The 21,869-nt window shown below is 62.1% G+C and carries 24 protein-coding genes and 1 tRNA gene; 17 read left to right on the forward strand and 8 right to left on the reverse strand.

From position 1 onward, the window contains the following. From EN949_RS18285 to EN949_RS18295, 3 genes are all read left to right on the forward strand, one after another. The coding region (locus tag EN949_RS18285; RefSeq protein WP_164782512.1) for a MipA/OmpV family protein at nt 1-467 on the forward strand (467 nt) is incomplete at its 5' end. Between the two features lie 42 nt (nt 468-509). Beyond that, nucleotides 510-1,271 (forward strand): response regulator transcription factor, encoded by a 762-nt coding sequence (locus tag EN949_RS18290; RefSeq protein ID WP_164755574.1) that lies wholly within the window; start codon nt 510-512, stop codon nt 1,269-1,271. Continuing rightward, nucleotides 1,268-2,593, forward strand: a complete 1,326-nt coding sequence (locus EN949_RS18295; protein ID WP_127365654.1) for a HAMP domain-containing sensor histidine kinase — start codon at nt 1,268-1,270, stop codon at nt 2,591-2,593. The genes EN949_RS18290 and EN949_RS18295 overlap by 4 nt, the downstream gene beginning before the upstream one ends. Nucleotides 2,594-2,620: 27 nt before the next feature. On the opposite strand, the gene map is transcribed toward EN949_RS18295, so the two are convergent. Next, entirely contained in the window at nt 2,621-3,448 is an 828-nt protein-coding gene (map, locus tag EN949_RS18300) for a type I methionyl aminopeptidase (protein ID WP_013532002.1), read from the reverse strand. A 243-nt stretch (nt 3,449-3,691) separates the two neighbouring features. On the opposite strand from map, the gene EN949_RS18305 reads away from it, so the two are divergent. The 5 genes from EN949_RS18305 (at nt 3,692) to EN949_RS18325 (ending at nt 6,831) form a co-directional block, all read left to right on the forward strand. Beyond that, complete coding sequence (locus EN949_RS18305; protein WP_013532001.1) at nt 3,692-3,988, forward strand: DUF982 domain-containing protein; 297 nt, start codon at nt 3,692-3,694, stop codon at nt 3,986-3,988. 191 nt (nt 3,989-4,179) lie between these two features. Next, nucleotides 4,180-4,443 (forward strand): DUF6074 family protein, encoded by a 264-nt coding sequence (locus EN949_RS18310; RefSeq protein WP_127366353.1) that lies wholly within the window; start codon nt 4,180-4,182, stop codon nt 4,441-4,443. 364 nt (nt 4,444-4,807) lie between these two features. Then, nucleotides 4,808-5,989, forward strand: coding sequence for a pilus assembly protein TadG-related protein (locus tag EN949_RS18315; RefSeq protein WP_013531999.1), 1,182 nt, complete (start codon nt 4,808-4,810; stop codon nt 5,987-5,989). Nucleotides 5,990-6,008: 19 nt separating this feature from the next. Beyond that, complete coding sequence (locus tag EN949_RS18320; protein WP_127366351.1) at nt 6,009-6,434, forward strand: TadE/TadG family type IV pilus assembly protein; 426 nt, start codon at nt 6,009-6,011, stop codon at nt 6,432-6,434. Further along, on the forward strand, nt 6,424-6,831 hold the full coding sequence (locus EN949_RS18325) for a TadE/TadG family type IV pilus assembly protein (protein WP_127366350.1): 408 nt from the start codon (nt 6,424-6,426) through the stop codon (nt 6,829-6,831). The genes EN949_RS18320 and EN949_RS18325 overlap by 11 nt, the downstream gene beginning before the upstream one ends. Nucleotides 6,832-7,640: 809 nt before the next feature. Here the strand turns inward: EN949_RS18325 and EN949_RS18335 are convergent. The 3 genes from EN949_RS18335 to phaC form a co-directional block, all read right to left on the reverse strand. Further along, nucleotides 7,641-7,715: transfer RNA gene (locus EN949_RS18335), tRNA-Glu, on the reverse strand. A gap of 302 nt (nt 7,716-8,017) precedes the next feature. Then, complete coding sequence (locus tag EN949_RS18340) at nt 8,018-9,268, reverse strand: YcbK family protein (RefSeq protein ID WP_127366349.1); 1,251 nt, start codon at nt 9,266-9,268, stop codon at nt 8,018-8,020. A gap of 215 nt (nt 9,269-9,483) precedes the next feature. Next, a complete protein-coding gene (gene phaC, locus EN949_RS18345) occupies nt 9,484-11,319 on the reverse strand; it encodes a class I poly(R)-hydroxyalkanoic acid synthase (protein ID WP_127366348.1) in 1,836 nt (611 codons plus the stop codon). Between the two features lie 97 nt (nt 11,320-11,416). On the opposite strand from phaC, the gene EN949_RS18350 reads away from it, so the two are divergent. The 8 genes from EN949_RS18350 to recJ all read left to right on the forward strand — a co-directional run bounded on the left by EN949_RS18350 (nt 11,417) and on the right by recJ (nt 18,619). Next, nucleotides 11,417-11,809: a hypothetical protein gene (locus EN949_RS18350; protein WP_063167871.1), complete on the forward strand. Its 393-nt coding sequence runs from the start codon at nt 11,417-11,419 to the stop codon at nt 11,807-11,809. 44 nt (nt 11,810-11,853) lie between these two features. Next, nucleotides 11,854-13,071, forward strand: coding sequence for an LL-diaminopimelate aminotransferase (locus tag EN949_RS18355; protein ID WP_013531991.1), 1,218 nt, complete (start codon nt 11,854-11,856; stop codon nt 13,069-13,071). 47 nt (nt 13,072-13,118) lie between these two features. Beyond that, complete coding sequence (locus EN949_RS18360) at nt 13,119-14,432, forward strand: homoserine dehydrogenase (protein ID WP_013531990.1); 1,314 nt, start codon at nt 13,119-13,121, stop codon at nt 14,430-14,432. A 133-nt stretch (nt 14,433-14,565) separates the two neighbouring features. Next, entirely contained in the window at nt 14,566-14,922 is a 357-nt protein-coding gene (locus tag EN949_RS18365) for a hypothetical protein (protein WP_013531989.1), read from the forward strand. A 71-nt stretch (nt 14,923-14,993) separates the two neighbouring features. Beyond that, a complete protein-coding gene (locus EN949_RS18370) occupies nt 14,994-15,161 on the forward strand; it encodes a Thivi_2564 family membrane protein (protein WP_013531988.1) in 168 nt (55 codons plus the stop codon). Between the two features lie 204 nt (nt 15,162-15,365). Further along, on the forward strand, nt 15,366-16,349 hold the full coding sequence (glpX, locus tag EN949_RS18375; protein ID WP_013531987.1) for a class II fructose-bisphosphatase: 984 nt from the start codon (nt 15,366-15,368) through the stop codon (nt 16,347-16,349). A 73-nt stretch (nt 16,350-16,422) separates the two neighbouring features. Next, the gene (locus EN949_RS18380; protein ID WP_127367031.1) at nt 16,423-16,656 is read left to right on the forward strand and encodes a DUF6434 domain-containing protein; all 234 of its coding nucleotides are present in this window, start codon (nt 16,423-16,425) and stop codon (nt 16,654-16,656) included. 178 nt (nt 16,657-16,834) lie between these two features. Beyond that, a complete protein-coding gene (gene recJ, locus EN949_RS18385) occupies nt 16,835-18,619 on the forward strand; it encodes a single-stranded-DNA-specific exonuclease RecJ (RefSeq protein ID WP_063173661.1) in 1,785 nt (594 codons plus the stop codon). 7 nt (nt 18,620-18,626) lie between these two features. Here the strand turns inward: recJ and EN949_RS18390 are convergent, their stop codons facing one another. The 3 genes from EN949_RS18390 to folE form a co-directional block, all read right to left on the reverse strand. Next, nucleotides 18,627-19,598: a patatin family protein gene (locus EN949_RS18390; RefSeq protein ID WP_127259633.1), complete on the reverse strand. Its 972-nt coding sequence runs from the start codon at nt 19,596-19,598 to the stop codon at nt 18,627-18,629. 84 nt (nt 19,599-19,682) lie between these two features. Then, nucleotides 19,683-20,144: a phosphoribosyl-AMP cyclohydrolase gene (hisI, locus tag EN949_RS18395; protein WP_127366908.1), complete on the reverse strand. Its 462-nt coding sequence runs from the start codon at nt 20,142-20,144 to the stop codon at nt 19,683-19,685. A gap of 35 nt (nt 20,145-20,179) precedes the next feature. Beyond that, a complete protein-coding gene (gene folE / locus EN949_RS18400; protein ID WP_013531982.1) occupies nt 20,180-20,815 on the reverse strand; it encodes a GTP cyclohydrolase I FolE in 636 nt (211 codons plus the stop codon). Nucleotides 20,816-21,055: 240 nt separating this feature from the next. Between folE and EN949_RS18405 the strand changes: the two genes are divergently transcribed. After that, a complete protein-coding gene (locus tag EN949_RS18405; protein WP_013531981.1) occupies nt 21,056-21,502 on the forward strand; it encodes an iron-sulfur cluster assembly scaffold protein in 447 nt (148 codons plus the stop codon). 104 nt (nt 21,503-21,606) lie between these two features. Here the strand turns inward: EN949_RS18405 and EN949_RS18410 are convergent. Then, a partial coding sequence (locus EN949_RS18410) for a LysR substrate-binding domain-containing protein (RefSeq protein ID WP_245472450.1) occupies nt 21,607-21,869 on the reverse strand: 263 nt, incomplete at its 5' end.

Here is a 21,869-nt window from a genome sequence, read left to right on the forward strand (position 1 = left end):
ACTCCGACCATCTGCGCGGCTTGGGGGATGTCGACATGGGCGCGACGGTCGGCGTGAAGGCAGCGGCGAAGTTCGGTCCGGCCGAAATATTCGCGCAGCTGGACAAGACCATCGGCGGCAGCGATGGCCTGGAGGGCAGGATGGGGATCGAGGTGACCCGGCCTCTGTCTCAATCGTTGATGATCGGCGCCAGCGCGTCCGCCGTGTTCGCCGACGAAAATTACATGCAGGCCTATTTTGGTGTCACGCCCGAGCAATCGGCTCGCTCGGGGCTGGCGCGCTATGATGCCGGCGCCGGTTTGAAGCGCGCCGATTTTTCGGTTTCCGCCACATATATGCTCGACGAGAACTGGATGGTGCGCGGCGAAGCGGGGGTCGGCGTTCTCTTGGGTGACGCTGCCGACAGCCCCGTCGTCGTCGAAAAGATCCAGCCTTCAGGGATGCTTCTCGTCGGATATCGGTTCTGATGCCTACCCAGGGCACCAAATGCAAGCTGGACAAGCTCCGGAATGGCACAGCAACGGCACCAAAGCGATTTGAGCGCCGAATCCAGGTCGGCAAGGCAAGGTTCGCGCATCCTCATTGTCGAAGACGATCTGGAGATCGCACGCATGCTGGGCGACACGCTCACCGACAACGGCATGACCGTGGAAATTGCCGAGAGCGGCGTCCAGATGAATGCCGCGCTTCGCACCCAGAAATTCGATCTCATCGTGCTCGATGTCATGTTGCCGGGCGAAAACGGTCTCAACATCTGCCGCCGCCTTCGTGCCGCAACCAACATTCCGATCCTGATGCTGACCGCGCTCGGCGAGGAAATCGACCGCATCTTCGGGCTGGAAATCGGCGCGGACGACTATGTGACGAAACCGTTCAGCGCGCGTGAACTGACGGCCAGGATACGGGCGCTGCTGCGCCGTACAGCCTATAATCCCGACGAGCGGGACTGGTCGAAGGTGCTTCGTTTCAACGGCTGGCGCCTTGATCCCATACGCCGGCAATTGCATGACCCCAACAATGCGCGGGTGACGACCACGACGCATGAATTCGACCTGTTACTTGCGTTTTGTCGCAATGCAGGCCGGGTTCTCTCTCGTGAGGAACTTCTGGGCGTAACCCATGCCGGGCTCGCGGGGCCGATCGAGCGTAGCGTCGATGTCCATATCAGTCGAATCCGCAGGAAGATCGAAAAGGACGCGCGCGATCCGGTGCTTTTGAGGACCGTTCGGTTGGGAGGCTACATCTTCACCGCGACGGTGGAGGAAGCATGAGGGATTTCATCCGCCGTTTCTTGCCACAGTCCGTGCGTGGGCAGTTTGTGGCAATCATTTTCATCGCGGTGATCGTGATCATGTTCGTCGGTTCGGTCGTCGAGAGTTTCATAGAGAACGCCGATCTTCCCGCCGCGGAAGATAACGCCAGGCGTGCGGCCGTTGTTGCTGCCTTGTTGCAAGAAACGCCGGCGGAGGCGCGTGGCGCAATTCTGGCGACAGCAAAGCGAGCCGGCTTTGATTTCGAGATATTGCCCAAGGACCAGATACGCGGCATTGCCCAATCCTATCTGCAATGGCGAAGTGTCGAATGGCTTTTGCGTATCGACAGGGGGACGGTTGAGGGACGCTGGATAAGGGTCGGCGGCCGATACGCGTTTGTCATCGACCTCGACCAGCAGGACGTCCTGGCCCATTTCGGCATGCCCGATTCCTGGCTGACATCGGGCCTCGTCCGTGCCTCGTTCTACAGGTTCATGGCTTTCGTCGCCTTGCCCGTGCTGATCTGGCTGTTTGCGGTTTGGGCCGTGACGGATCCGTTGAAGCGCATCTCGGCGGCAGTCGGTTCGGCCGAGATCGAGAATGGCGACCAGCTCTTCGTCGAACACGGCTCCATTGAAATGGTGGGGTTGGCGCGCGCCCTGAACAGGATGAGGACGCGTATCCGCACGATGATCGAAAACCGCACGCGCATGTTGCGCAGCGTCAGTCATGATCTGCGCACGCCTTTGACGCGGCTGCGGCTTCGCGCCGAGCGCATGGATGATGGCCCAATCCGAACCGCAATCCTGTCCGATGTCCAGCACATCGAAATCTTGATCGATGAGACCCTTACCTACCTGCGCAACGATGTTTCGACGGAGAAGCTGCAGCGCGCCGATATTGCCAGCGTTCTGCAAACCGTCTGCGCCGAATTCTCCGATGTCGGATTTCCTGTCTCATATTCCGGGCCGGACCGGCTTCTGGGCTGGTGCAAGCCCAATGCATTGGCGCGTGCGATCGCCAATCTTTGCGACAACGGGGTCAAATTCGCTGGCAATGTCACGGTCGCCTTGACGGCGACCGGCACGGCGGCGCGCATCACGGTAGGGGACGACGGGCCGGGTATTCCGATGACGGCACGTGCCCGTGTTTTCGAACCATTCTTCAAGGAAGATGCGTCGCGCGGCATTGCGTCGAAGCATGGCTTCGGTCTGGGCCTCTCGATCGTTGCCGACATCGTCCAGGGGCACGGCGGCAGGATCGAATTGGAGGACAACCAGCCCAGCGGACTGGTCGTTACCATCGACCTGCCGAATGCCGCGGATGTGCAGTCGGCATAGACGGCCTCCCGCCGGGTAAGGTGCGCTCTAAGCCGGCAGGCCGGGGCGATCGAGCTTTTTGGGCGACAGCGTGAAAATCTCGCACCCTGTGTCGGTCACGCCGATCGTGTGCTCGTACTGCGCCGACAGTGAACGGTCGCGCGTTACCGCGGTCCAGCCATCCGACAGAACCTTCACGTGCGGCCTGCCCAGATTGATCATCGGCTCGATGGTGAAGATCATGCCTGGCCGCATCTCGACGCCTTCATTGGCGCTGCCGTAATGCAGGATGTTCGGCGCGTCATGGAACAACTGGCCGACGCCGTGGCCGCAGAAGTCGCGCACCACCGAGCAGCGCTCGCCTTCGGCAAAGGTCTGGATGGCGGCGCCGATGGCGCCGGTGCGGGCGCCCGGCCTGACCGCCGCAATGCCGCGCATCAGGCATTCATGCGTGACTTCGAGCAGCCGCTCGGCGGCGCGCTTGATCGTGCCGACCGGATACATGCGCGAAGAATCGCCGTGCCAGCCGTCGAGGATGTAGGTGACGTCGATGTTGACGATGTCGCCGTCCTTGAGCGGCTTGTTGTCGGGAATGCCATGGCAGACGACATGGTTGATCGAGGTGCAGGATGATTTCGTGTAGCCGCGATAGTTGAGCGTCGCCGGCAGCGCGCCGTGGTCCATGCCGAATTCGAAGACGAAGCGGTCTATTGCTTCGGTGGTGACGCCGGGCTGGACCATCGGCACCAGCTCGTCGAGGCAGCGCGCGGTGAGATCGCATGCCTTGCGCATGCCGGCAAAGCCGTCCTCGCCATAGAGGCGGATCTGGCCGGTATTTCTGAGCGGGGCCGTGGCAGCGTCGAGATAGGTGACCATTTTGTCCGTATAGCGGGTAGGGCCCTGCAGGAGAGCCGACGTGAAGATCTCCCCAGATTTGGCACTTGAGGGCAAAAGGTTCAAGGAAGAACTGCCCGATGCACCCGCACAGTTCGAGATATTCGCCTTGCATGGGCGGTTCAGCGACCCAAGTGACGACACATTTCTGGGCCAAAAGCCGGTCAAAGCAACTTTTGACGACGAACGGCGTTGCTGCGGTGGCGCCAGTTCGGGAGACAGGAAATGGACAGACTGCAATTCGAGGTGCCGGTGCGCATAGCGCCCGCGCCCGGCCTGCCGGTCGAGGAGATCTACGGGGTCGAACAGGCGCTCGATTTTCTCCAGGACTGGCCTGCGCGCCGTCAGGGCCCGATCTACCAGAAAGCCTTCAACGCCTGCTTTGGGGCCACGGTAGACGTGGTCAAGACCGAGGATGCTTGCCGGGCGTTCATGGCGTTTTGCCGGGCCAGCGGACTGATGGCCAGGGACATGATGACGCCGCGCAAGCGCGGCGGTGAGGCGAGGGCGCTCCAGGCCTAAGGGCCGCCGCCGTTTCGCCTGCCCCCCACTGCAACCAATGAAGCGCGTTTGACGCACAGGCGATGTCGCGAGCGTATCGTTGCGTCCCCGCACCCACGTCAGCGCCGTTAAGCTTCCGTTTCCACCTTCCCGGCTACGCCATTGCTTGTTGGCAATGGTTGATTCGTTGCGTCAGTCTCATGGTTCGGAAGATGTCCCCAGAAAAAATCCGTGCATTCCCGATCGACCGTCAGGTATTCTTGGTCAGAGAGGTTGCCGCCAAGCTCGGCAACCTGCATGGCGAGACCGCCACCTCGTTCTGGAGGGCCAAGGCGTCGGAGTTGCTCGATCTTGTGGTCGGCTCCGGCAGGGACAGAACAGCAGCCAGCGATGAAGTGCGCAGGTTTTTCCTGGCCGTGCAAAGAGAGATGTCGGCCGGGGTGGTTGCGGAGCCGATGCCGATTCTTTCCGCTTGAAGAAATCCTGCACAGCTTTGGCTTCCCACTGCATTCTCCAATAGTGCGAGCAGCAATACATCGGTGTTTGCTGCCTTCGACGGCAAGTTCGCTGATCGGGTGCGAACCCATGGCCGCCTATCGCAGGCGGATGCTCTAGGACATCGATGCTCTCTCGCCGCCTCCCGCTGGCCCTAGCCCTTGTCGCTTGCCAGGAAGTGCGCTCGCGCGTTGATCAGCCAGCGAAGCACTTCTTTTTTGAAGCCAATGGACCACTGCTCAAAAATGCACCGAACTTTTTAGCCATTCGTTCATTTATGCGTGCTTTCTAATTTAAGCCATGGCCTTGAATAGCTTCACCCGTGTTCGGCTTGTAATGGACGCCATGCGCCGGAGCACGGGCGCAAACGTCGCCACCATTTTTGCCCTCACCTTGCCGGTCGTTGTCGGCGCTGCGGGCTTCGGCGTCGAGACCTCCTATTGGTACTACAACAGCCTGAGATTGCAGGCGACGGCTGATGCAGCCGCCTATGCCGGAGCGCTCGAACAGATTTCGGGTTCCGACAAGCCGACGATCGTCGCGGCCGCGACCCAGTCCGCGGCGTCGAACGGGCTGGGCTCGGGCACGATCGTCGTCAATACGCCGCCCGCGTCCGGACCGAATACGGCGAAAAAAGCGGTCGAGGTGATCGTCGGCCAGAAGCTCGACCGGATGTTCACCCTGATCTTCACACAGGACAAGGTTCCCGAACAGGCGAGGGCGGTGGCCGTCATTACCGATGCCTCGAGTGCTTGCATGCTCGCGCTCGATCCGTCCGCGTCGCAGGCGGTGCTGTTTTCCGGCAGCACCAGCGTTAAGCTCACCGGCTGCTCGGTCATGTCCAATTCCATCGCCTCCGACGCCATCAAGCTTCAGGGCGCGGCCGGTCTGCAGGCCGATTGCCTGATATCGGCGGGCGGTGTCTCTCTCAGCAATCCCGTCACGACCGTCTGCGCGGCCCCGATCACCCAGGCACTGCCTGCCGGCGATCCCTTTGTCGACCTGCCGGCCCCGGTGGCCGCGACCCCTTGCCTGAACGACAACAAGGCGACGCTCGGTCCAGGCACCTATTGCAGCGGCATGAACCTGAAGGGCAATGTCACGCTTTCGCCCGGCGTTTATGTCGTTCAGGGCAATCTCAAGATAAACGCCAACGCGGCCATCACCGGCGCCGGGGTGACCATCTTCATGTCGGGCAGCTCGACCGTCAGCATGAATGGCAATGCGTCCGTGAAGCTCAGCGCGGCGACTTCGGGCACCTACTCAGGCGTTCTGTTCTACGGCGACAGGACCGGCATGAGTGCATCCAGCACATTCAACGGCACAGCGGACTCGCTTTTGACCGGGGCCATCTATTTCCCCAAGCAGCAAGTGAGCTATCTTGGCAACTTCTCGGGCAATGGCGGCTGCACCAGGGTCGTCGCAAATACGATTCAATGGTCCGGTAATTCAACCATCAATCAGGATTGCTCGAGCCTCGGAGTGCCCAACATTCCAGCCGCGCGGTCCGTGGCACTGTCCGAGTAGCTCCGTGGGGCGCCGATCGATGCCGATCCTTGGCGATGATTCGGGCGTTGCGGCGGTCGAGTTCGCGATGGTGCTGCCCATTCTGTGCCTGGTGCTGCTTGGTATTCTGGACGGCTGGTCCTACGTAACGAGTTCACTGTCGATGCGCGCCGGTGTGAAGACGGCCGCGAACCTGGTCATGAGCGGATCGACCGATGATGCGGCGACCCGGGCCCTTGCCATTGCGAGCTGGGAAAATCGGCCGGAAGACGGCCAGGTCACTCTAAGCCACATCCGTATGTGCGGCACGACCGTGGTCGACGCTTCCACCATGTGCAGTGGGCCCAAGGTGCCGTCGATCTATGTCCAGATCCAGGCATCGGGCACCTGGGTGCCGCCAATTGCCTTCGGCGCCTTTGCCGCTCCCACCGTCATCGGTCACCAGGAGGTGATCCGTGTCCGCTAGGGTAAGCGCGTTGCGGCGGGATCGATCGGGCGGGGCCGGGCTGGAGTTCGCGCTGATCGCCCCCTTCCTTGTCATGCTGCTGTTCGGAATATTCGCCTTTGGCTGGTCGATGCACTCGGTCTCCAGTGTTCGCTATACGCTGGAGACGTCAGCGCGCTCGCTGCAGCTTAAGAACACGCTGACCCAAGCCGACATTCAATCGATCGCCACGCAGAAATTGCAGGCCTTGGGGTTCAAGGACGTGAACGTCACGATCGCCATCGACCCGGTGAGCGGCGGCTTCCGCATGGCGCATCTGACCGCCGCCTATGCCTTCGTCATCGACTTCCCCTACCTCAGTTCCTTCCCGATCAACTACGCGACAACCGTTACCGTGCCGCTGCTTGGCAGCGGCTAGGCTGTGGCCTGACAGCCTCGCGCGCCGGGGCTCTGCCAATGCACCGGTTTGGCGGTCGTGGCGCAAGCTTGGCACTCGGCCTGCTTTTTATGGCACGGGGCTAGCTAATATATTCGTTAGTGCTAATATTAAGATTACGTTACGTCATGTCCGACCATCTGTCGGGTGCAATGTGGGGGTTCCAATGAGAGTGGCTGTATTGTGCGCGGCTGTTGTTTTCGCTGCGACCGGTGTCGCTGTTGCCAAGGAAAAGAAGGCGGCGGTCAGTGACGCTGCCGCCTTGTGTTCCACGAAACCGTCGGCCAAGAAGCCCGTTGCAAATCTGGACTGCGGTTTCACCGGAACCGCCAAATCGGAAGACAGCGGCGCAAAGGCAGAGCCGCGTCTCGGATACGACTCCAATCCGTGGATCATAACAGGCTTTTGACTTTGCACTGTCGGATGCCGGTTGAAGCGCTGAAGAGGGTCGTCTTGAGCGGTGCGCGACCCGTTCTCAGGTAGGCTCCCGCACGCAACCCAGGCAAATAAATACGGACTTGCCACTCGGGGCTTCTCCCGTTGTCGCAATGCCGTGAAAGCCCAACTCGACCGTGCAATAAAAAGCCCGCCACGGGGGCGACCTGCGGCGGGCTCTTGGAGCGGCTACATCCCTTAGGAATCGACCACTTTGTAGCAGGATTATGACCCGTATGGCCGCGTTGGCCTATGGTGTGATCGCGGAAGACTGCGCGTCAGTTGAAGAGAGCAGCAGAGAGCCAAGCGAAATTGCCGACATTGGGAGGGAGGTTTGCGCCAAACGCAAATTTTTCTGGTACGCCCAAGGGGAATCGAACCCCTGTTACCGCCGTGAAAGGGCGGTGTCCTAACCGCTAGACGATGGGCGCGCTCAGACGAAGCGGCTTATACTGGCGTTGTGCGCAACCGGCAACCCGTCAGGTGCCACCTTGGACAACTTTTTTCCAGGCCTGCCAAATCAACGGTTTGCCGAGGGTTGGCAGGCTTTGACGATTAGCGGCGACACCCATCGTTTCGTCATCCACGGGCGGAGCAAGGAGCGCTCCGTCGCGAAGACCCGAGGATGACGAAGTTGGGGACGCTTCGGCCTATCTCGAATGTTCAGGAGGCTGGAACGATATTGCCGGAACGGCCTTGGCGGCTGACAGGCGTAGGCCGTCAAATAGCGCTACTAGCCGTCACCGCCGCTGCGCCGGCGGCAGCGCCAGTTCCAGTCGCGCTCGGGACCGACGTCGACGTGAACCGATTCTGTGTGGCAGTATGTGCCGACACCGCCGCGACCGGGCATGCTTCTGATGTAGCTCGCCAGTTCCCATTTCGAAACGCCGGGAACCTGGATGTCGGCGGCGGCGCAATACATGTGCAGCGAATTCTTGGCGCCGTTGGCGCGCCGATTGCGGGCCGGGTCGCGATAGCCTGACGTCACCGTCATCTTGCGGCCGTAGTGGCCTTCGATCGTCTTCAGCACGCGCACCAGCGACGGTTTCAGGCAGGCCACATCGACGCTCTCGTTCTGCTTGAGCAGCCCGTTGGGCGCCAGCCGGGCCATGCCGGCGGCGGACGCAACCTGATAGGAGCCGCCCACTGGCCCCTCATCCTCGTTGAGGTCGACGTCGCTTTCGTCATCGAGGCCGGACTTGCGCTTGATCTCGAACAGGGCCGTCTGGCGCACGCCGGGCAGGGCATCGCTGCCGGTGATGTGACCGCTATCGCCACCGAGCGAAGCCAGCTGTACCGGCTTGGCCGTGGAATCGGCCGAGGCAAGCGTGATGATCGGCTTTGCCGCTGCTGGCGTCGCTTTTGCCTGCGCCGGAGGCTGCTCGCCCGTCCGGGCGTTGCTGATGAGGGGGGCTGGTGTCGCCGAGGCTGGCGTTGCGCCAAACATCGAAGCCAGGAAGCCTTTCTTCTTTGGTGCTTCGGCCTGCGGCATCTCGCCAGCCGTCACATAGACCGGGTTGTTCATGGCCGGAGCGGCAGCGGGCTTCGGCGCCGCCACGTCGCCGTCGGCCGCGGCAATCTGCTGGGCGACCGCATCGGTCTGCTGCGCGGTCTGTGCCTGCTGCGTCAGCGACTGCGGCGTGTTTCCAACGATGGTTTCGGCGCCCGCCGGCATGGTCAGCGGAAAGACAGCTCCCGGTTTGGACACAGGCACATAGGCGACCTTTTCAGGCAGCGCCGTGTCGCTTGCCGTCATCACGGTCGTCTGCTCCGTCGTGACATCAGACGAATCGGAGGCGGCGATCGCCTTGCCGCTGGAGGCCGCGTTTACATCCGATGCGGTGGCATTGTAGCCGGGCATTCCGACCGACATTGCCGGGTCGCCAGCCGAAGTGCAGGAGGCCAGAAGCAAGGAGCAGAGCGCTGCCACAATGGCGCGGCGTTCTCCCTTTGCGAGGCTCCATCCTGCTGATTTCAAAGTCAAATTCCCCCTCGATGTCCGGTCGGCATATCTTGGCGCGGCATGCATGCGTCGCTGCCAAGGTGACCTTTGTCTCCGATCCGGAAACGAGACCTGTGTCAAATCCGCAAGCCTGGAAGTATTTTTGCAGTGATTGCCGAATTACGGCCGCTTGATGGTTGACGACACCATTTCGCCCGCTTTTGGCGGCCCGTCAACTCACCACACATTACAGTCCGTTACACACGGACCTTCACATAGGTGCCCGGAGCATCACCCAAAGTTTTCATATGCTTGCCCGGTTTGCGGGCAGGCACGCGGGTGTTGTCCTTGGCCTCTATCCAGCCTTGCCAGTGCGGCCACCAGGATCCTGGATGGTCGGTGGCATTGGCTATCCACTGGCTGAAGTCGCCCGTCGGCGTACCCCCGGTCCAATACTGGTATTTGTTGGATGCCGGCGGATTGACGACACCGGCGATATGGCCCGACCCCGCCATCACATACTCGACCGTGCCGCCGAAATATTTCGAGCCGAGGAACACCGAAAGCGCCGGCGCGATGTGATCTTCCTTGGAGGCGAGGTTGTAGACCGGGATGGTGATGTCGCCGAGCGAGACCGTGCGGCCCGCCAGTTCCATCGTGCCTTGCGAAAGGTTGTTCTCAAGATAGCAGTTGCGCAGGTAGAAAGAGTGGTTGGCTGCGGCCATGCGGGTGGAATCGGCATTCCAGTAGAGCAGGTCGAAGGGCAGGGGATCCTTGCCGCGCATGTAGTTGTTGACGACATAGGGCCAGATCAGGTCGCCTGAGCGCAGCATGTTGAAGGCGGTCGCCATCTTGGTGCCGTCGAGATAGCCCTTTTCGCTCATCGACTTTTCCACTGCCGCGACCTGTTCTTCGTCGACGAACACCTTCAGGTCGCCGGCATAGGTGAAGTCGACCTGCGTGGTGAAGAAGGTCGCCGACTTGATGCGGTCGTCGCCCTCTTGCGCCATCAGCGCCAGGGCCGCCGCTAGGAGCGTGCCGCCGACGCAATAGCCGATCGCGTTGACGTCGCGTTCGCCGATGGCCTTCTCGACCGTGTCGAGGCCGTATTGCAGACCCTCGCGGATATAGGCTTCCCAGCTCTTGGTGCCGTGGCGCTCGTCCGGATTGACCCAGGAGATGACGAACACGGTGTGGCCCTGTTCAACCGCCCAGCGAATGAAGGATTTCTGCGGGTTCAGATCGAGGATGTAGAATTTATTGATCCATGGCGGGCAGATCAGCAGGGGCCGCTTGAGCACCGTCTCGGTCGCCGGTTCGTACTGGATGATTTCGGCGACGTCGCTGCGGCCGACCACTTTGCCGGGAGTGGTGGCGATGTTCCTGCCGATCTCGAAGGGCGAGTAGTCGGCCTGCCGCAGCTTCAGGTCGCCCTTGCCGGCGGCGATGTCCTCGGCCAGCATCTTCATGCCGCGCACCAGGTTTTCGCCGTTCGAGGCGACGGTTTCGCGGAACAGTTCCGGATTGGTCAGGATGAAATTCGACGGCGAGATGGCGTTGGACACCTGCTTGACGTAAAAGCCGGCCTTGTGGCGGGTGTGCTCGTCAAGACCTTCGGCGTGCTCGACCAGATCGGCCGCCCAGCGCGAGGTGACGAGATAGGCCTGCTTGAGGAAATCGAAGAAGGCGTTGCGGCCCCATTCCGGGTCGAGGAAGCGCTTGTCGCCGCGCTCCGGCTTGACCGCGTCTTCGGTGTCTTGCGCGGCGTTGCTGGTGCGCTGAATGGCGTTGGCCCAGACCGTCATATAGCCGGAGAACAGCCGCGTCTGCGCTTCCAGCGCGCGCTGCGGATCGGCAAGCCAGTATTCGCTGAGCTTGGAAAAGGTCTTCACCATATCGACGACGGGCTCGGCCACATGGTCGCGCACGTCGCCTTTTTCACGCGGCTCGGCCCAGGCGGAAGCGGCCTTGCCGGCCTGCTCGATCATGCGCGCCATGTTCAGGGCGAAGCGTTCCGGGTCCTTCACCAGATATTGCTCGACGGTCGAAGGCTGGTCATCTTCCGCTTTGCCCGAATCGGGTGTTTTGGACATGGTTGGCGGGGTTCCTCCCGAGGCCTTTTCTTGACATATTAACATGGGACATCCGACCGGGCCAATCTCGCTCTACCTCGGCTGCCAAGGAAACAATATGACGATTAATATTGGCGAGACTGTTTTTTTCGGTGCCGGACGTTTTTGCCGCATCGGCGCGGCGATCGTCCTCATCGGCATTGCCGGGTGCTCGAGCACCAACACGAATGGCCCGACGCCTGTCGCTGTGGGTGCGGGACCGAAGGATACCGGCACCTTCCCGAACCTGAACATCAAGCCGCAAGTGGCGGCGCCGCAGTTCACCGAAGCCGAGAAGAACGCCAAGCTCGCGCAATTGAAGGCGGATGAGAATGCGCAGGCGGCAAAGGGCGGCGGCCCCAAGGTCGTCAACCAGGCGGCGCTGACGGATCTGGCCAAGAAGCATGGCGACGAAACGCTGAAGCAGATCGAAGCCAAATGCGACCCCGCCCTCGACCCTACCTGCAAATAAGTATATAGCGCGCGCCCAACACCCCTTCGCTGTCTGGAACTGCCATGGAAGAATTTCACAAGGTTCGCCGGCTTCCGCCTTACGTGTTCGAGCAGGTCAACCGGCTCAAGGCCAGCGCCCGATCGCGTGGCGCCGACATCATCGACCTCGGCATGGGCAATCCGGACCTGCCGACGCCCAAGGCTATCGTCGACAAATTGTGCGAGGTCGTGCGCGACCCGCGCACGCATCGCTATTCCTCGTCGCGCGGCATTCCGGGCCTGCGCCGCGCCCAGGCCGCCTACTATGGCAGGCGCTTCGGCGTGAAGCTCAACCCCGACACGCAAGTGGTGGCCACGCTCGGTTCGAAGGAAGGCTTCGCCAACATGGCGCAGGCGATCACCGCGCCCGGCGACGTGATCCTGTGCCCGAACCCGACCTATCCGATCCATGCCTTCGGCTTTATCATGTCGGGCGGCGTCATCCGCTCGCTGCAGGTGGAGCCGGACGACGGTTTCATTCCGGCGCTCGAGCGCGGTGTCAAGCATTCGATCCCGAAGCCGCTGGCGCTGATCCTCAACTATCCGTCGAACCCGACAGCGCTGGTCGCCTCGCTCGATTTCTACAAGGATGTGGTCGCCTTCGCCAAGAAGAACGACATCATCATCCTGTCCGACCTTGCCTATTCGGAGATCTATTTCGACGGCAATCCGCCGCCTTCGGTGCTGCAGGTGCCTGGCGCGATCGACGTTTGCGTCGAATTCACCTCCATGTCGAAGACCTTCTCCATGCCCGGTTGGCGCATGGGCTTTGCCGTCGGCAACGAGCGGCTGATCTCGGCGCTGACGCGGGTGAAGTCCTACCTCGATTACGGCGCCTTCACGCCGATCCAGGTGGCGGCGGCACACGCGCTCAACGGCGACGGCGCCGACATCGCCGAGGTACGCGACATCTACCACAAGCGCCGCGACGTGATGGTCGACGCCTTCGGCCGCGCCGGCTGGACCATTCCGGCACCGGCGGCATCGATGTTCGCCTGGGCGCCGATCCCGGAGCCGTTCAAGCATCTCGGCTCGCTCGAATTCTCCAAGCTGCTCATCGAACATGCCGACGTGGCCGTGGCGCCCGGTGTCGGCTTCGGCGAGCATGGCGACGAATTCGTGCGCGTTGCTCTGGTCGAGAACGAGCACAGGATCCGGCAGGCGGCGCGCAACATCAAGCGCTTCCTGTCGACCAGCGCCAAGCAGCCCAACAATGTCGTGCCGCTCTCCGCTCACCGGTAAGCTTGCCGCACGCAAATTCGATCTGACTTTGAGGGACGTCGCCGGACATGGCTGAAGCATTGCGTGTTGGAATTGCCGGCCTCGGCACGGTCGGTGCATCGGTGGCGCGCGTGCTGCGCGACAAAGCGGTGGAACTGACCCGCCAGTGCGGCCGTGACGTGATCGTCACCGCCGTCTCGGCGCGCGACCACAAGCGCGATCGGGGCGTCGATTTGAGCTCTGCAAAGTGGTTCGACGATCCGGTCAAGATGGCCCAGACCGCAGAAATCGACGTGTTCGTCGAACTGATCGGCGGCGACGAGGGCCCGGCGCGCTCATCGGTGAAGACGGCACTCGAAGCCGGCCGTCACGTCGTCACCGCCAACAAGGCGCTGCTGGCCAAGCATGGCGTGGCGCTGGCCGAGATCGCCGAGAAGAAGGGCGTGCTTCTCAACTACGAGGCGGCGGTGGCGGGCGGCATTCCCGTCATCAAGACGATGCGTGAGGCGATGGCCGGCAATTCGGTCACCCGCGTGTTCGGCATCCTCAACGGCACCTGTAACTACATCCTGACCCGCATGGAGGCCGAGGGCATCTCGTTCGATGCTTGCCTGAAGGACGCGCAGCGGCTGGGCTATGCCGAGGCTGATCCGACCTTCGACATCGAGGGCCACGACACGGCGCACAAGCTGTCGATCCTGACCAGCCTTGCCTTTGGCACCAGGATCGCCGCCAACGACATCTACATGGAAGGCATTTCCAACATCACCCAGGCCGACATCCGCGCGGCCGCCGATCTCGGCTACCGGATCAAGCTGCTGGGTGTCGCCCAGCGCACCGAGAGCGGTATCGAGCAGCGCGTGCATCCGACGATGGTGCCGACCGCATCGGTCATCGCGCAGGTGCATGGCGTCACCAATGCGGTGGCGATCGAAACCGACATTCTGGGCGAGCTGCTGCTGTCCGGCCCCGGTGCGGGCGGCAACGCCACCGCATCGGCCGTCATCGGCGACATCGCCGACATCGCCAAGAGCCGGCCAGGCTTCCAGCATGGTCCGGTCTTCGGCCGGCCGGCCAAGGAGCTGAAACCCTACAAGAAGGCGCAGATGCGCAGCCATGCCGGCGGTTATTTCATCCGGCTGACCGTGCACGACCGCATCGGCGTGTTCGCGGCAATCGCCAAGCGCATGGCCGACAATGACATCTCGCTGGAATCGATCGTCCAGCACGCAGTCAACGGCGAGGCGGCGGCACAGAAGACGGTGATCCTTGTCACCCACGAGACGACGGAGGCCGCCGTTCGCAAGGCGGTAGACGGCATCACCAAGGACGGACATCTGACCGACAAACCGCAGGTCATCCGCATCGAACGGGCAGGGTAGCTTTGTCCGACAGTCGCGCGGGACAAGAATTCCGCAGGCATTGAGGTCCGGTCTGGAGGCAGGCAGCTGCCACAGACCGGAACGAATTCGCGTCGACGCCGTTCTCTTGGTCACCAACCAGAGGAACCGCTTCATGGCTGACACCAACAAATCCGACACCCCCGATATCGACGACGTCCAGAAGACGCTGGAAAAGCAGATTGCCGAACTGCGCAAAGAGATCACCAAGATCAACAAGAGCATTTCGGCGCGGGGCGCGGAGATGTTCGACGACGCCAGCGAACAGGCGTCCGAGTTGTACGACACCGCGGCGAACCGCGCTTCGCGTACGGCGCAACAACTGCGCAGCCAGGCCCAGGCTGTTTCGGAAGTCGCGCGCGAGAATCCTGGTACGACGACAGCTTTGGTCGGCGTGATCGGCCTGCTCGGCTTTCTGGCCGGCTTCGCCATTGCTCAGTCGACGAACGATACCTCCCGCCGCTGGTATTGACCGCAGCGCAATAGGGCCGGGCTTCCGGCCTTTTCTATTGTTTTCAGCAAATCACTTTTAAGGAGGACACCATGGCTTCATCAGCGTTGATCGGCATCCTGATCACATTCCTCGTCATCATCCTCGTTCTCTATCTGGTTCAACGCCTGCCGCTCGATGGCCGGATGAGACAGATAGTTCAGGTCATCGTCATCATCATCGGCATCATTTCGCTGCTCAAATACCTCGCGGTTTTTTAGGCCGCGAAGGCCGCCATTCTCACCGTTTTAAGACTGGCCCGGCGCGTGGCGATCGGGCCGGTCGTGTTTCAAGACGTAGTTTAATCGATTGATATTGTTGGATATTCGATAATATTCGTGGCAGGTCTTGCCGTTGTCATGCTCGTTTGACAAAACAGGCCCGCCTCCGGCGGGAGGCCGCATTGCCAACGAGGAAATCACCAGATGAATGTGGCCCAGAACATCGTCGCCGGCCTTGACCGGATACTCACCATGGAACTGGTGCGCGTCACCGAACGGGCCGCCGTCGCGGCCGCCAGGCTGCGTGGGCGCGGCGACGAAAAGGCGGCCGACCAGGTCGCCGTGGATGCCATGCGCCAGGAACTCAACCGGCTTTCCATCAGGGGCACGGTGGTGATCGGCGAGGGCGAGCGCGATGAAGCGCCGATGCTCTATATCGGCGAAGAAGTCGGCTCCGGCAAAGGTCCGGCGGTCGATATCGCGCTCGATCCGCTCGAAGGCACGACGATCTGCGCCAAGAACCTGCCCAATGCGCTCGCCGTCATCGCCATCGCCGAAAAGGGCAGCCTGCTGTTTGCGCCCGATGTCTACATGGACAAGATCGCCATCGGTCCGGGCTATGCGGACGGCGTCATCGATATCGATGCCTCACCGGCCGAAAACATCGCCAGCCTCGCCCGCGCTAAGGGCGTGGCTATTTCGGACATCACCACCTGTATCCTCGACCGGCCACGTCATGCCAAGCTGATCGATGCCGTGCGCGCCACGGGTGCCGCGATCCGGCTGATCGGCGACGGCGATGTCGCCGGCGTCATCCACACCACGGATCCGGAAGAAACCGGCATCGATATCTATCTCGGCACTGGCGGAGCACCCGAGGGCGTGCTGGCCGCCGCCGCGCTGCGCTGCACCGGCGGCCAGATGCAGGGCAGGCTGATCCTCGACACACCGGAAAAGGTTGCTCGCGCGGCAAAGATGGGTATTTCCAATCCGAAACGGGTCTATCGGACGGAGGACATGGCGCGCGGCGATGTGCTGTTTGCGGCCACCGGTGTCACCGACGGCAACATGTTGGCTGGCGTCAAGTTCGGCCACAATTACATCACCACCCACACGATCGTGCTGCGCTCGTCGTCGCGGACGGTGCGCGAGATCAAGGCACGCCATCAGGACCTGGATAAGTTCTGACGCTTGCTTGCGAAGCCACCTTGCAATTGTTAGCCATTCGGGCGCACCCGATATTGGCTGCAAGGATTTGACGATGAAACCGTTCGACTGGCACGCGGATCCGATCTCGCGCGCCACCGCCATCACGCAGTCTTATCGCAACACCCAGAATGTGCGTCGCTTTCTCATCCGGGAATGCAGCGACGCATTCAGCTTCGACCGGCCTTTCATGGCCTGGCTGAAGGACGGTGTGGAAAAGACGATGGGCGATGCGGCCGACGAATGGCTTCGGCGCCAGGCTGAAAAGCGGAAAGCGCAGTTTTCTTGATACTTCCCGGACGGCGCACACCGTGAATCGCTTGGCTTTGCCTGCCTTTGGCCTATAGAGCGTCGCATGAACGTGACACGCTTTAAATTGTTGCCAATACAGGTCGTCGCCCCAAAACCGCTGCGCACTTTTGGGCGACATGCACTATCGTGCGGCCAACGATGAGTTGGCAAAGCGTATGACCGGCGAAAAGCGCCTCTTCCTCGATGTCAGGCAGTCGGTGTCAGGGGTTTCCTGGGAGCACCGGCTGACCGAGCGGCAGGACATGATCGCGCTCGCCATCGCGCAAGGCTACGGGGTACCCGATATCGTAGCACGGGTGCTTGCCGGCCGCGGCGTCACCGCCGAGCAGACCGAGCGGTTTCTCGATCCGACGATCCGCGATCTTCTGCCGGATCCGGCATCGCTGACCGACATGGACAGGGCGGCGGCCCGGATCGCCGCCGCGGTGATGGCCAGGGAAAAGGTGGCGATCTTCGGCGACTATGATGTCGATGGCGCCGCCTCGTCGGCCTTGCTGAAGCGGTTCCTCACGCATTTCTCGGTGCCGTCGGAAATCTACATCCCGGATCGTATTTTCGAGGGCTATGGCCCCAACCCCGACGCCATGCGCGAACTTGTTTCGCGTGGCGCGACACTGATCGTCACCGTCGATTGCGGCACCAACAGCGCCGCTTCCATCGATGCCGCCAATGAGGCCGGGGCCGATGTCGTGGTGCTCGACCACCACCAGGTCGGCGGTGCCTTGCCGGCGGCAATCGCTGTCGTCAATCCCAATCGCGACGACGACCTTTCCGGGCAGGGCCATCTCTGTGCCGCCGGCGTGGTCTTCCTCGCCCTTGTGCAGACGGCCAGGATCCTGCGTAGCCGCATGGCCGATGCTACGCCGCCGGACCTGCTTTCGCTGCTCGATATCGTGGCATTGGCCACCGTTTGTGACGTGGTGCCGCTGACCGGCGTCAACCGTGCCTTCGTGGTCAAGGGGCTGCAGATGGCGCGCCAGCAGAAGAACGAAGGGCTCGCGGCACTGGCACGGGTGTCGCGCATCGGCGAGCCGATCAGCACCTTCCATCTGGCCTATCTGATCGGCCCGCGCATCAATGCCGGCGGACGCATCGGCGATGCCGCACTTGGCAGCCGGTTGCTTGCGACCGACGACCCGGTCGAGGCGCGCACCATTGCCGAGACGCTCGACCGGCTCAACCAGGAACGGCAGCTGATGGAGCAGGAGATGCTCGCGGCGGCGCGCGCCGAGGCCGATGCAGAGCTCGCCGGCGGTAGTGGCCCGGCGATCGTCGTCACCGCCAGCAACAGCTGGCATCCGGGCATCGTCGGTTTGCTCGCCTCACGGCTGAAGGATCATGCCCGCCGGCCGGCCTTCGCCATCGCCTTCAACGCCAACGGCATCGGCACCGGCTCGGGCCGCTCGGTCTCGGGTTTCGACCTCGGCCGGCTGGTGCGCGAGGCGGCCATTGCCGGTCTGATCGTCAAGGGTGGCGGGCATGGCATGGCGGCGGGCATCACCGTCGAGCGGGCGAGGCTTGGTGAGCTCAGGGCGTTTTTCGAAGAGCGGGCGGCAGCCGACGTGTTTCGCCTGCAGGGCGAGGAAAGCCTGGCCATAGACGGTGCGCTTGCCGCTGAAGGCGCGACACTCAGCCTACTCGACGCGCTGGAACAAGCCGGACCTTTCGGTGCCGGGCACGTGGCCCCTGTTTTCGCGTTGCCGCGCCACCGGTTGGCCGATGCGCGGCCGGTCGGCACCAATCACATCCGCGTCGAGCTGCAATCGGAAAGCGGCGGCCGGATCCAGGCGATCGCCTTTCGCGCCGTCGATACCGCGCTTGGCGAATTCCTGTTCAAAAACCGGGGCAAGACAATCCACGTCGCCGGTTCGCTGTCGGGAAATTACTGGAACGGCAACCGCACCGTTCAGTTTCGTATCACCGATGCGGCTCGTGCGTAGGTTTTGATCAGGCGAGAACTGTCTGCAGCCGGGTCAGTTCGCCGATCTGCGCCATCGTCGCCTGATAGCCGAGATTGATCGCCTCGTCGGCGCGGTGGAACTCGGTCAGGCCGATATGGCTGAGCTTCGGCTGCAGCGACATGTCGGGCGGGTCGCCGGCAAGCCTGGCGCGCGAAATGCGGTCCTGGATGATGTTGAAGGCCTCGACCATGACGCCGGTGATGCCGAGCCGCGTCTGATGCGACTGGCGCTCGGCGTCGATCTGGCCAGGCCGCGGCGCGTCCTTTTCGACGACCAGTTCGCCAGCGCTGTGCTTGATGACGGCGGCACGGCCGAACAGGTCATAGTGAAGGTTGACCGCCACGACGAGCGGCTGCTCGTAGGCGCGGCAGACCGAAACCGGTACGGGGTTGACCAGAGCGCCGTCGACCAGCACGCGGCCGTTGCAATTCACCGGCTCGAACACGCCGGGAAGCGCATAAGAGGCGCGCATGGCGGTGATCAATGAGCCGCTCGACAGCCAGATTTCGTGGCCCGTGCGGATTTCGGAAGTGACCGCGACGAACGGCTTGGCAAGGTCCTCGAAACGAATGCCGGCCATGTGCTCGCGCAGCCTTGCATCGAGTTTCATGCCGCCGAACAGGCCGCTGCCGCGTAAATTGAGATCGAGCAGGCCGAAAATGCGGCGCTTGGTCAGGCTGCGGGCGAATTCTTCGAGCTCGTCCAGTTTGCCGGCGAGATAGCAGCCGCCGACCAGCGCGCCGATCGAGGTGCCGGCGATCATCGATACTTCGATGCCGGCTTCATCCAGCGCGCGCAGCACGCCGATATGCGCCCAGCCGCGGGCGCACCCGCCACCCAAGGCGAGCGAAATGCCTGTTTTCTTTTGGGAGTTCGTTTCGGACGCGCCGCCTGACGAGGACAGGCCGTTGGCCTCCCTGACATCTGGTCTGTTACGCAATGACGCCCACTCGAGCATCATGATCTCCCTTGTCCCACGGCTACTATACGAGCGGGGCGTATCGAAATGATGAATCTGTGTCGTTGGTGTCAGGCAGAAGGTTCAAGCTGTTGGTTTCCGATACGTGTTTTCCGCATCGAACAGCGGCTTGCTGCCGTCGAAGGCAAGCGTCCCTTTGCCGTCGACCAGCCCCACCGTCCGATAAAAGCATGAACGCCGGCCAGTGTGACAGGTTGCGTCGTGGCCCAACACTTTGACGCGCAACCATATGGCATCCTGGTCACAATCCGTGAGCATCTCGACGACATGCTGAAAATTGCCTGATGTTTCGCCCTTTTTCCAAAGCGCGCTGCGCGAGCGCGACCAGTAATGGGCGATGCCGGTCTCAAGCGTCAGCGCCAGTGCTTGCGCGTTCATATGCGCAACCATCAACAGCATGCCGTCCGCGGCGTCGGTGACGACGACCGTGACCAGCCCGGCTGCATCGAAGCGCGGCGAGAACACCGCGCCCTCCTCGAGCGCTTTCTTGTCCGACGGAGCTTTTGCAAATTCCAGTGCCGACATCGCCGGTCCTTATTTTGATGGCCGGCGAGGGCCGATCAGACCCCGCCGCCGCGCACCATGGTGACGAAACGGACCTGCTCTTCGGGCGTGTCCTTGAAAACGCCGGTGAAGGTCGAGGTCAGCGTGGTTGATCCCTGCTTGCGGATGCCGCGCATGGCCATGCACATGTGCTCGGCCTCGATCATGACGGCGACGCCGCGCGGATTGAGCACGTCCTGGATGACGCCGGCGATCTGCGCCGTCAGCGCCTCCTGGGTTTGCAGGCGGTGGGCGAAGATATCGACGACGCGTGCGATCTTGGACAGGCCGACGACCTTGCCGTCCGGAAGATACCCGACATGCGCCTTGCCGATGATCGGCACCATATGGTGCTCGCAATGCGAATGGAATGTGATGTCCTTGACGATGACCAGGTCATCGTAGCCGGCGACCTCCTCGAAGGTGCGGCCGAGCTCGTCGGCCGGGCACATGTCGTAACCACCGAACATTTCGCGAAAGGCCTTTGCCACCCGCTTCGGCGTGTCGACCAACCCTTCGCGGTCCGGATTGTCGCCGGTCCAGCGCAAAAGCGTGCGCACGGCGGCTTCGACTTCGGCTTCGCTTGGCCGGTCGGTGACCGGCTTTTCCATATAGGCTGACTGTGGCATGAGCTTCTTGATGACGGCATCCATAAAGGCGTCTCCCGTAGTCCCTCTCGGCGGAGGAACGAGTTGAACGGACCACGACCTTTCGGTGTCGGAAACTCGCCCCGTTTCCAGCCCCGTAAGCGGCGTGAACTTCCCGGCAAGGACATTGGCTTTCGTCGTTCTTGTCGATACCGGACTGCCAGCATTATATAAGGTCATAGCGAGCGAAAGGAAGACACGACAGCGGCAATCGCTGTTCGCTTGGCGGCGACGGATTGGAAAATTATGATAAACGACGTCTACAACGCGAAAATTCTCGGTTTTGCCGGAAACATCGCCCGCATCGGCCGTCTCGATCATCCTGACGCGACCGCCAAGGCGCACTCCAAACTATGCGGTTCGACCGTCACCGTCGACCTCAAGATGCAGGACGGCGTCGTCACGGATTTTGCCCATGACGTGAAGGCCTGCGCGCTCGGCCAGGCGTCGTCATCGATCATGGCGCAGCATGTCGTCGGCGCGAGTGCCGAGGAATTGCGCGCGGTGCGCGACACCATGCTGAAGATGCTCAAGGAAAATGGCGCCCCGCCGGACGGCCGCTTTGCGGATCTCAGATATTTGGAGCCGGTGCGCGACTACAAGGCGCGGCACGCTTCGACCATGCTGACTTTCGATGCCGTGGTCGACGCGATCGGCCAGATCGAGAAGAAGCGCGCCGAAGAAGCGGCCTGACCTTGGGATTTGGCCGTCCACGGTGCGCAGGCTTCGCGCAGGCGCCCAAAATCTTTGTTGCCACGGCTTGGCATTTGGCTGGACAGGAACCGGGCCAGAAGGGTTTAAGCCTGCGCTTCCAGCGCCTGCCTGCTTTCGGCAAATTCACTTCTGAGCCAGTCGGCGAACGCGGCGGCCGGCTCCGAGAGGTCGTGCAGGTTTCTGGCCACCAACCAATAGGCGCCGGATGCGACGTCGATGTCGAACGGCTTGACCAGCGCGCCGGATGCGATTTCCCCGCCGATCTGCAACAGATCGCCCAATGCCACGCCATGTCCGAGCAAGGCGGCCTGCTTTGAAAGCGACGCATCCGCCAGCATCGGCTGTC

Origin of the sequence: Mesorhizobium sp. M7A.F.Ca.US.007.01.2.1 (assembly GCF_003998165.1) — a bacterium.
Classification (GTDB): Bacteria; Pseudomonadota; Alphaproteobacteria; order Rhizobiales; family Rhizobiaceae; genus Mesorhizobium; species Mesorhizobium ciceri.

What these genes read in the sequence shown, in the direction of transcription:
- folE (WP_013531982.1), bottom strand. Translation starts at nt 20,815, where the DNA reads ATGGATGCCGTCATCAAGAAGCTCATGCCACAGTCAGCCTATATGGAA.
- EN949_RS18305 (WP_013532001.1), top strand. Translation starts at nt 3,692, where the DNA reads ATGGACAGACTGCAATTCGAGGTGCCGGTGCGCATAGCGCCCGCGCCC.
- EN949_RS18365 (WP_013531989.1), top strand. Translation starts at nt 14,566, where the DNA reads ATGGCTGACACCAACAAATCCGACACCCCCGATATCGACGACGTCCAG.
- EN949_RS18360 (WP_013531990.1), top strand. Translation starts at nt 13,119, where the DNA reads ATGGCTGAAGCATTGCGTGTTGGAATTGCCGGCCTCGGCACGGTCGGT.
- EN949_RS18295 (WP_127365654.1), top strand. Translation starts at nt 1,268, where the DNA reads ATGAGGGATTTCATCCGCCGTTTCTTGCCACAGTCCGTGCGTGGGCAG.
- EN949_RS18350 (WP_063167871.1), top strand. Translation starts at nt 11,417, where the DNA reads ATGACGATTAATATTGGCGAGACTGTTTTTTTCGGTGCCGGACGTTTT.
- recJ (WP_063173661.1), top strand. Translation starts at nt 16,835, where the DNA reads ATGACCGGCGAAAAGCGCCTCTTCCTCGATGTCAGGCAGTCGGTGTCA.
- glpX (WP_013531987.1), top strand. Translation starts at nt 15,366, where the DNA reads ATGAATGTGGCCCAGAACATCGTCGCCGGCCTTGACCGGATACTCACC.
- EN949_RS18380 (WP_127367031.1), top strand. Translation starts at nt 16,423, where the DNA reads ATGAAACCGTTCGACTGGCACGCGGATCCGATCTCGCGCGCCACCGCC.
- EN949_RS18390 (WP_127259633.1), bottom strand. Translation starts at nt 19,598, where the DNA reads ATGCTCGAGTGGGCGTCATTGCGTAACAGACCAGATGTCAGGGAGGCC.
- EN949_RS18405 (WP_013531981.1), top strand. Translation starts at nt 21,056, where the DNA reads ATGATAAACGACGTCTACAACGCGAAAATTCTCGGTTTTGCCGGAAAC.
- map (WP_013532002.1), bottom strand. Translation starts at nt 3,448, where the DNA reads ATGGTCACCTATCTCGACGCTGCCACGGCCCCGCTCAGAAATACCGGC.
- phaC (WP_127366348.1), bottom strand. Translation starts at nt 11,319, where the DNA reads ATGTCCAAAACACCCGATTCGGGCAAAGCGGAAGATGACCAGCCTTCG.
- EN949_RS18355 (WP_013531991.1), top strand. Translation starts at nt 11,854, where the DNA reads ATGGAAGAATTTCACAAGGTTCGCCGGCTTCCGCCTTACGTGTTCGAG.
- EN949_RS18370 (WP_013531988.1), top strand. Translation starts at nt 14,994, where the DNA reads ATGGCTTCATCAGCGTTGATCGGCATCCTGATCACATTCCTCGTCATC.
- EN949_RS18315 (WP_013531999.1), top strand. Translation starts at nt 4,808, where the DNA reads ATGCGCCGGAGCACGGGCGCAAACGTCGCCACCATTTTTGCCCTCACC.
- EN949_RS18310 (WP_127366353.1), top strand. Translation starts at nt 4,180, where the DNA reads ATGTCCCCAGAAAAAATCCGTGCATTCCCGATCGACCGTCAGGTATTC.
- EN949_RS18290 (WP_164755574.1), top strand. Translation starts at nt 510, where the DNA reads ATGGCACAGCAACGGCACCAAAGCGATTTGAGCGCCGAATCCAGGTCG.
- EN949_RS18320 (WP_127366351.1), top strand. Translation starts at nt 6,009, where the DNA reads ATGCCGATCCTTGGCGATGATTCGGGCGTTGCGGCGGTCGAGTTCGCG.
- hisI (WP_127366908.1), bottom strand. Translation starts at nt 20,144, where the DNA reads ATGTCGGCACTGGAATTTGCAAAAGCTCCGTCGGACAAGAAAGCGCTC.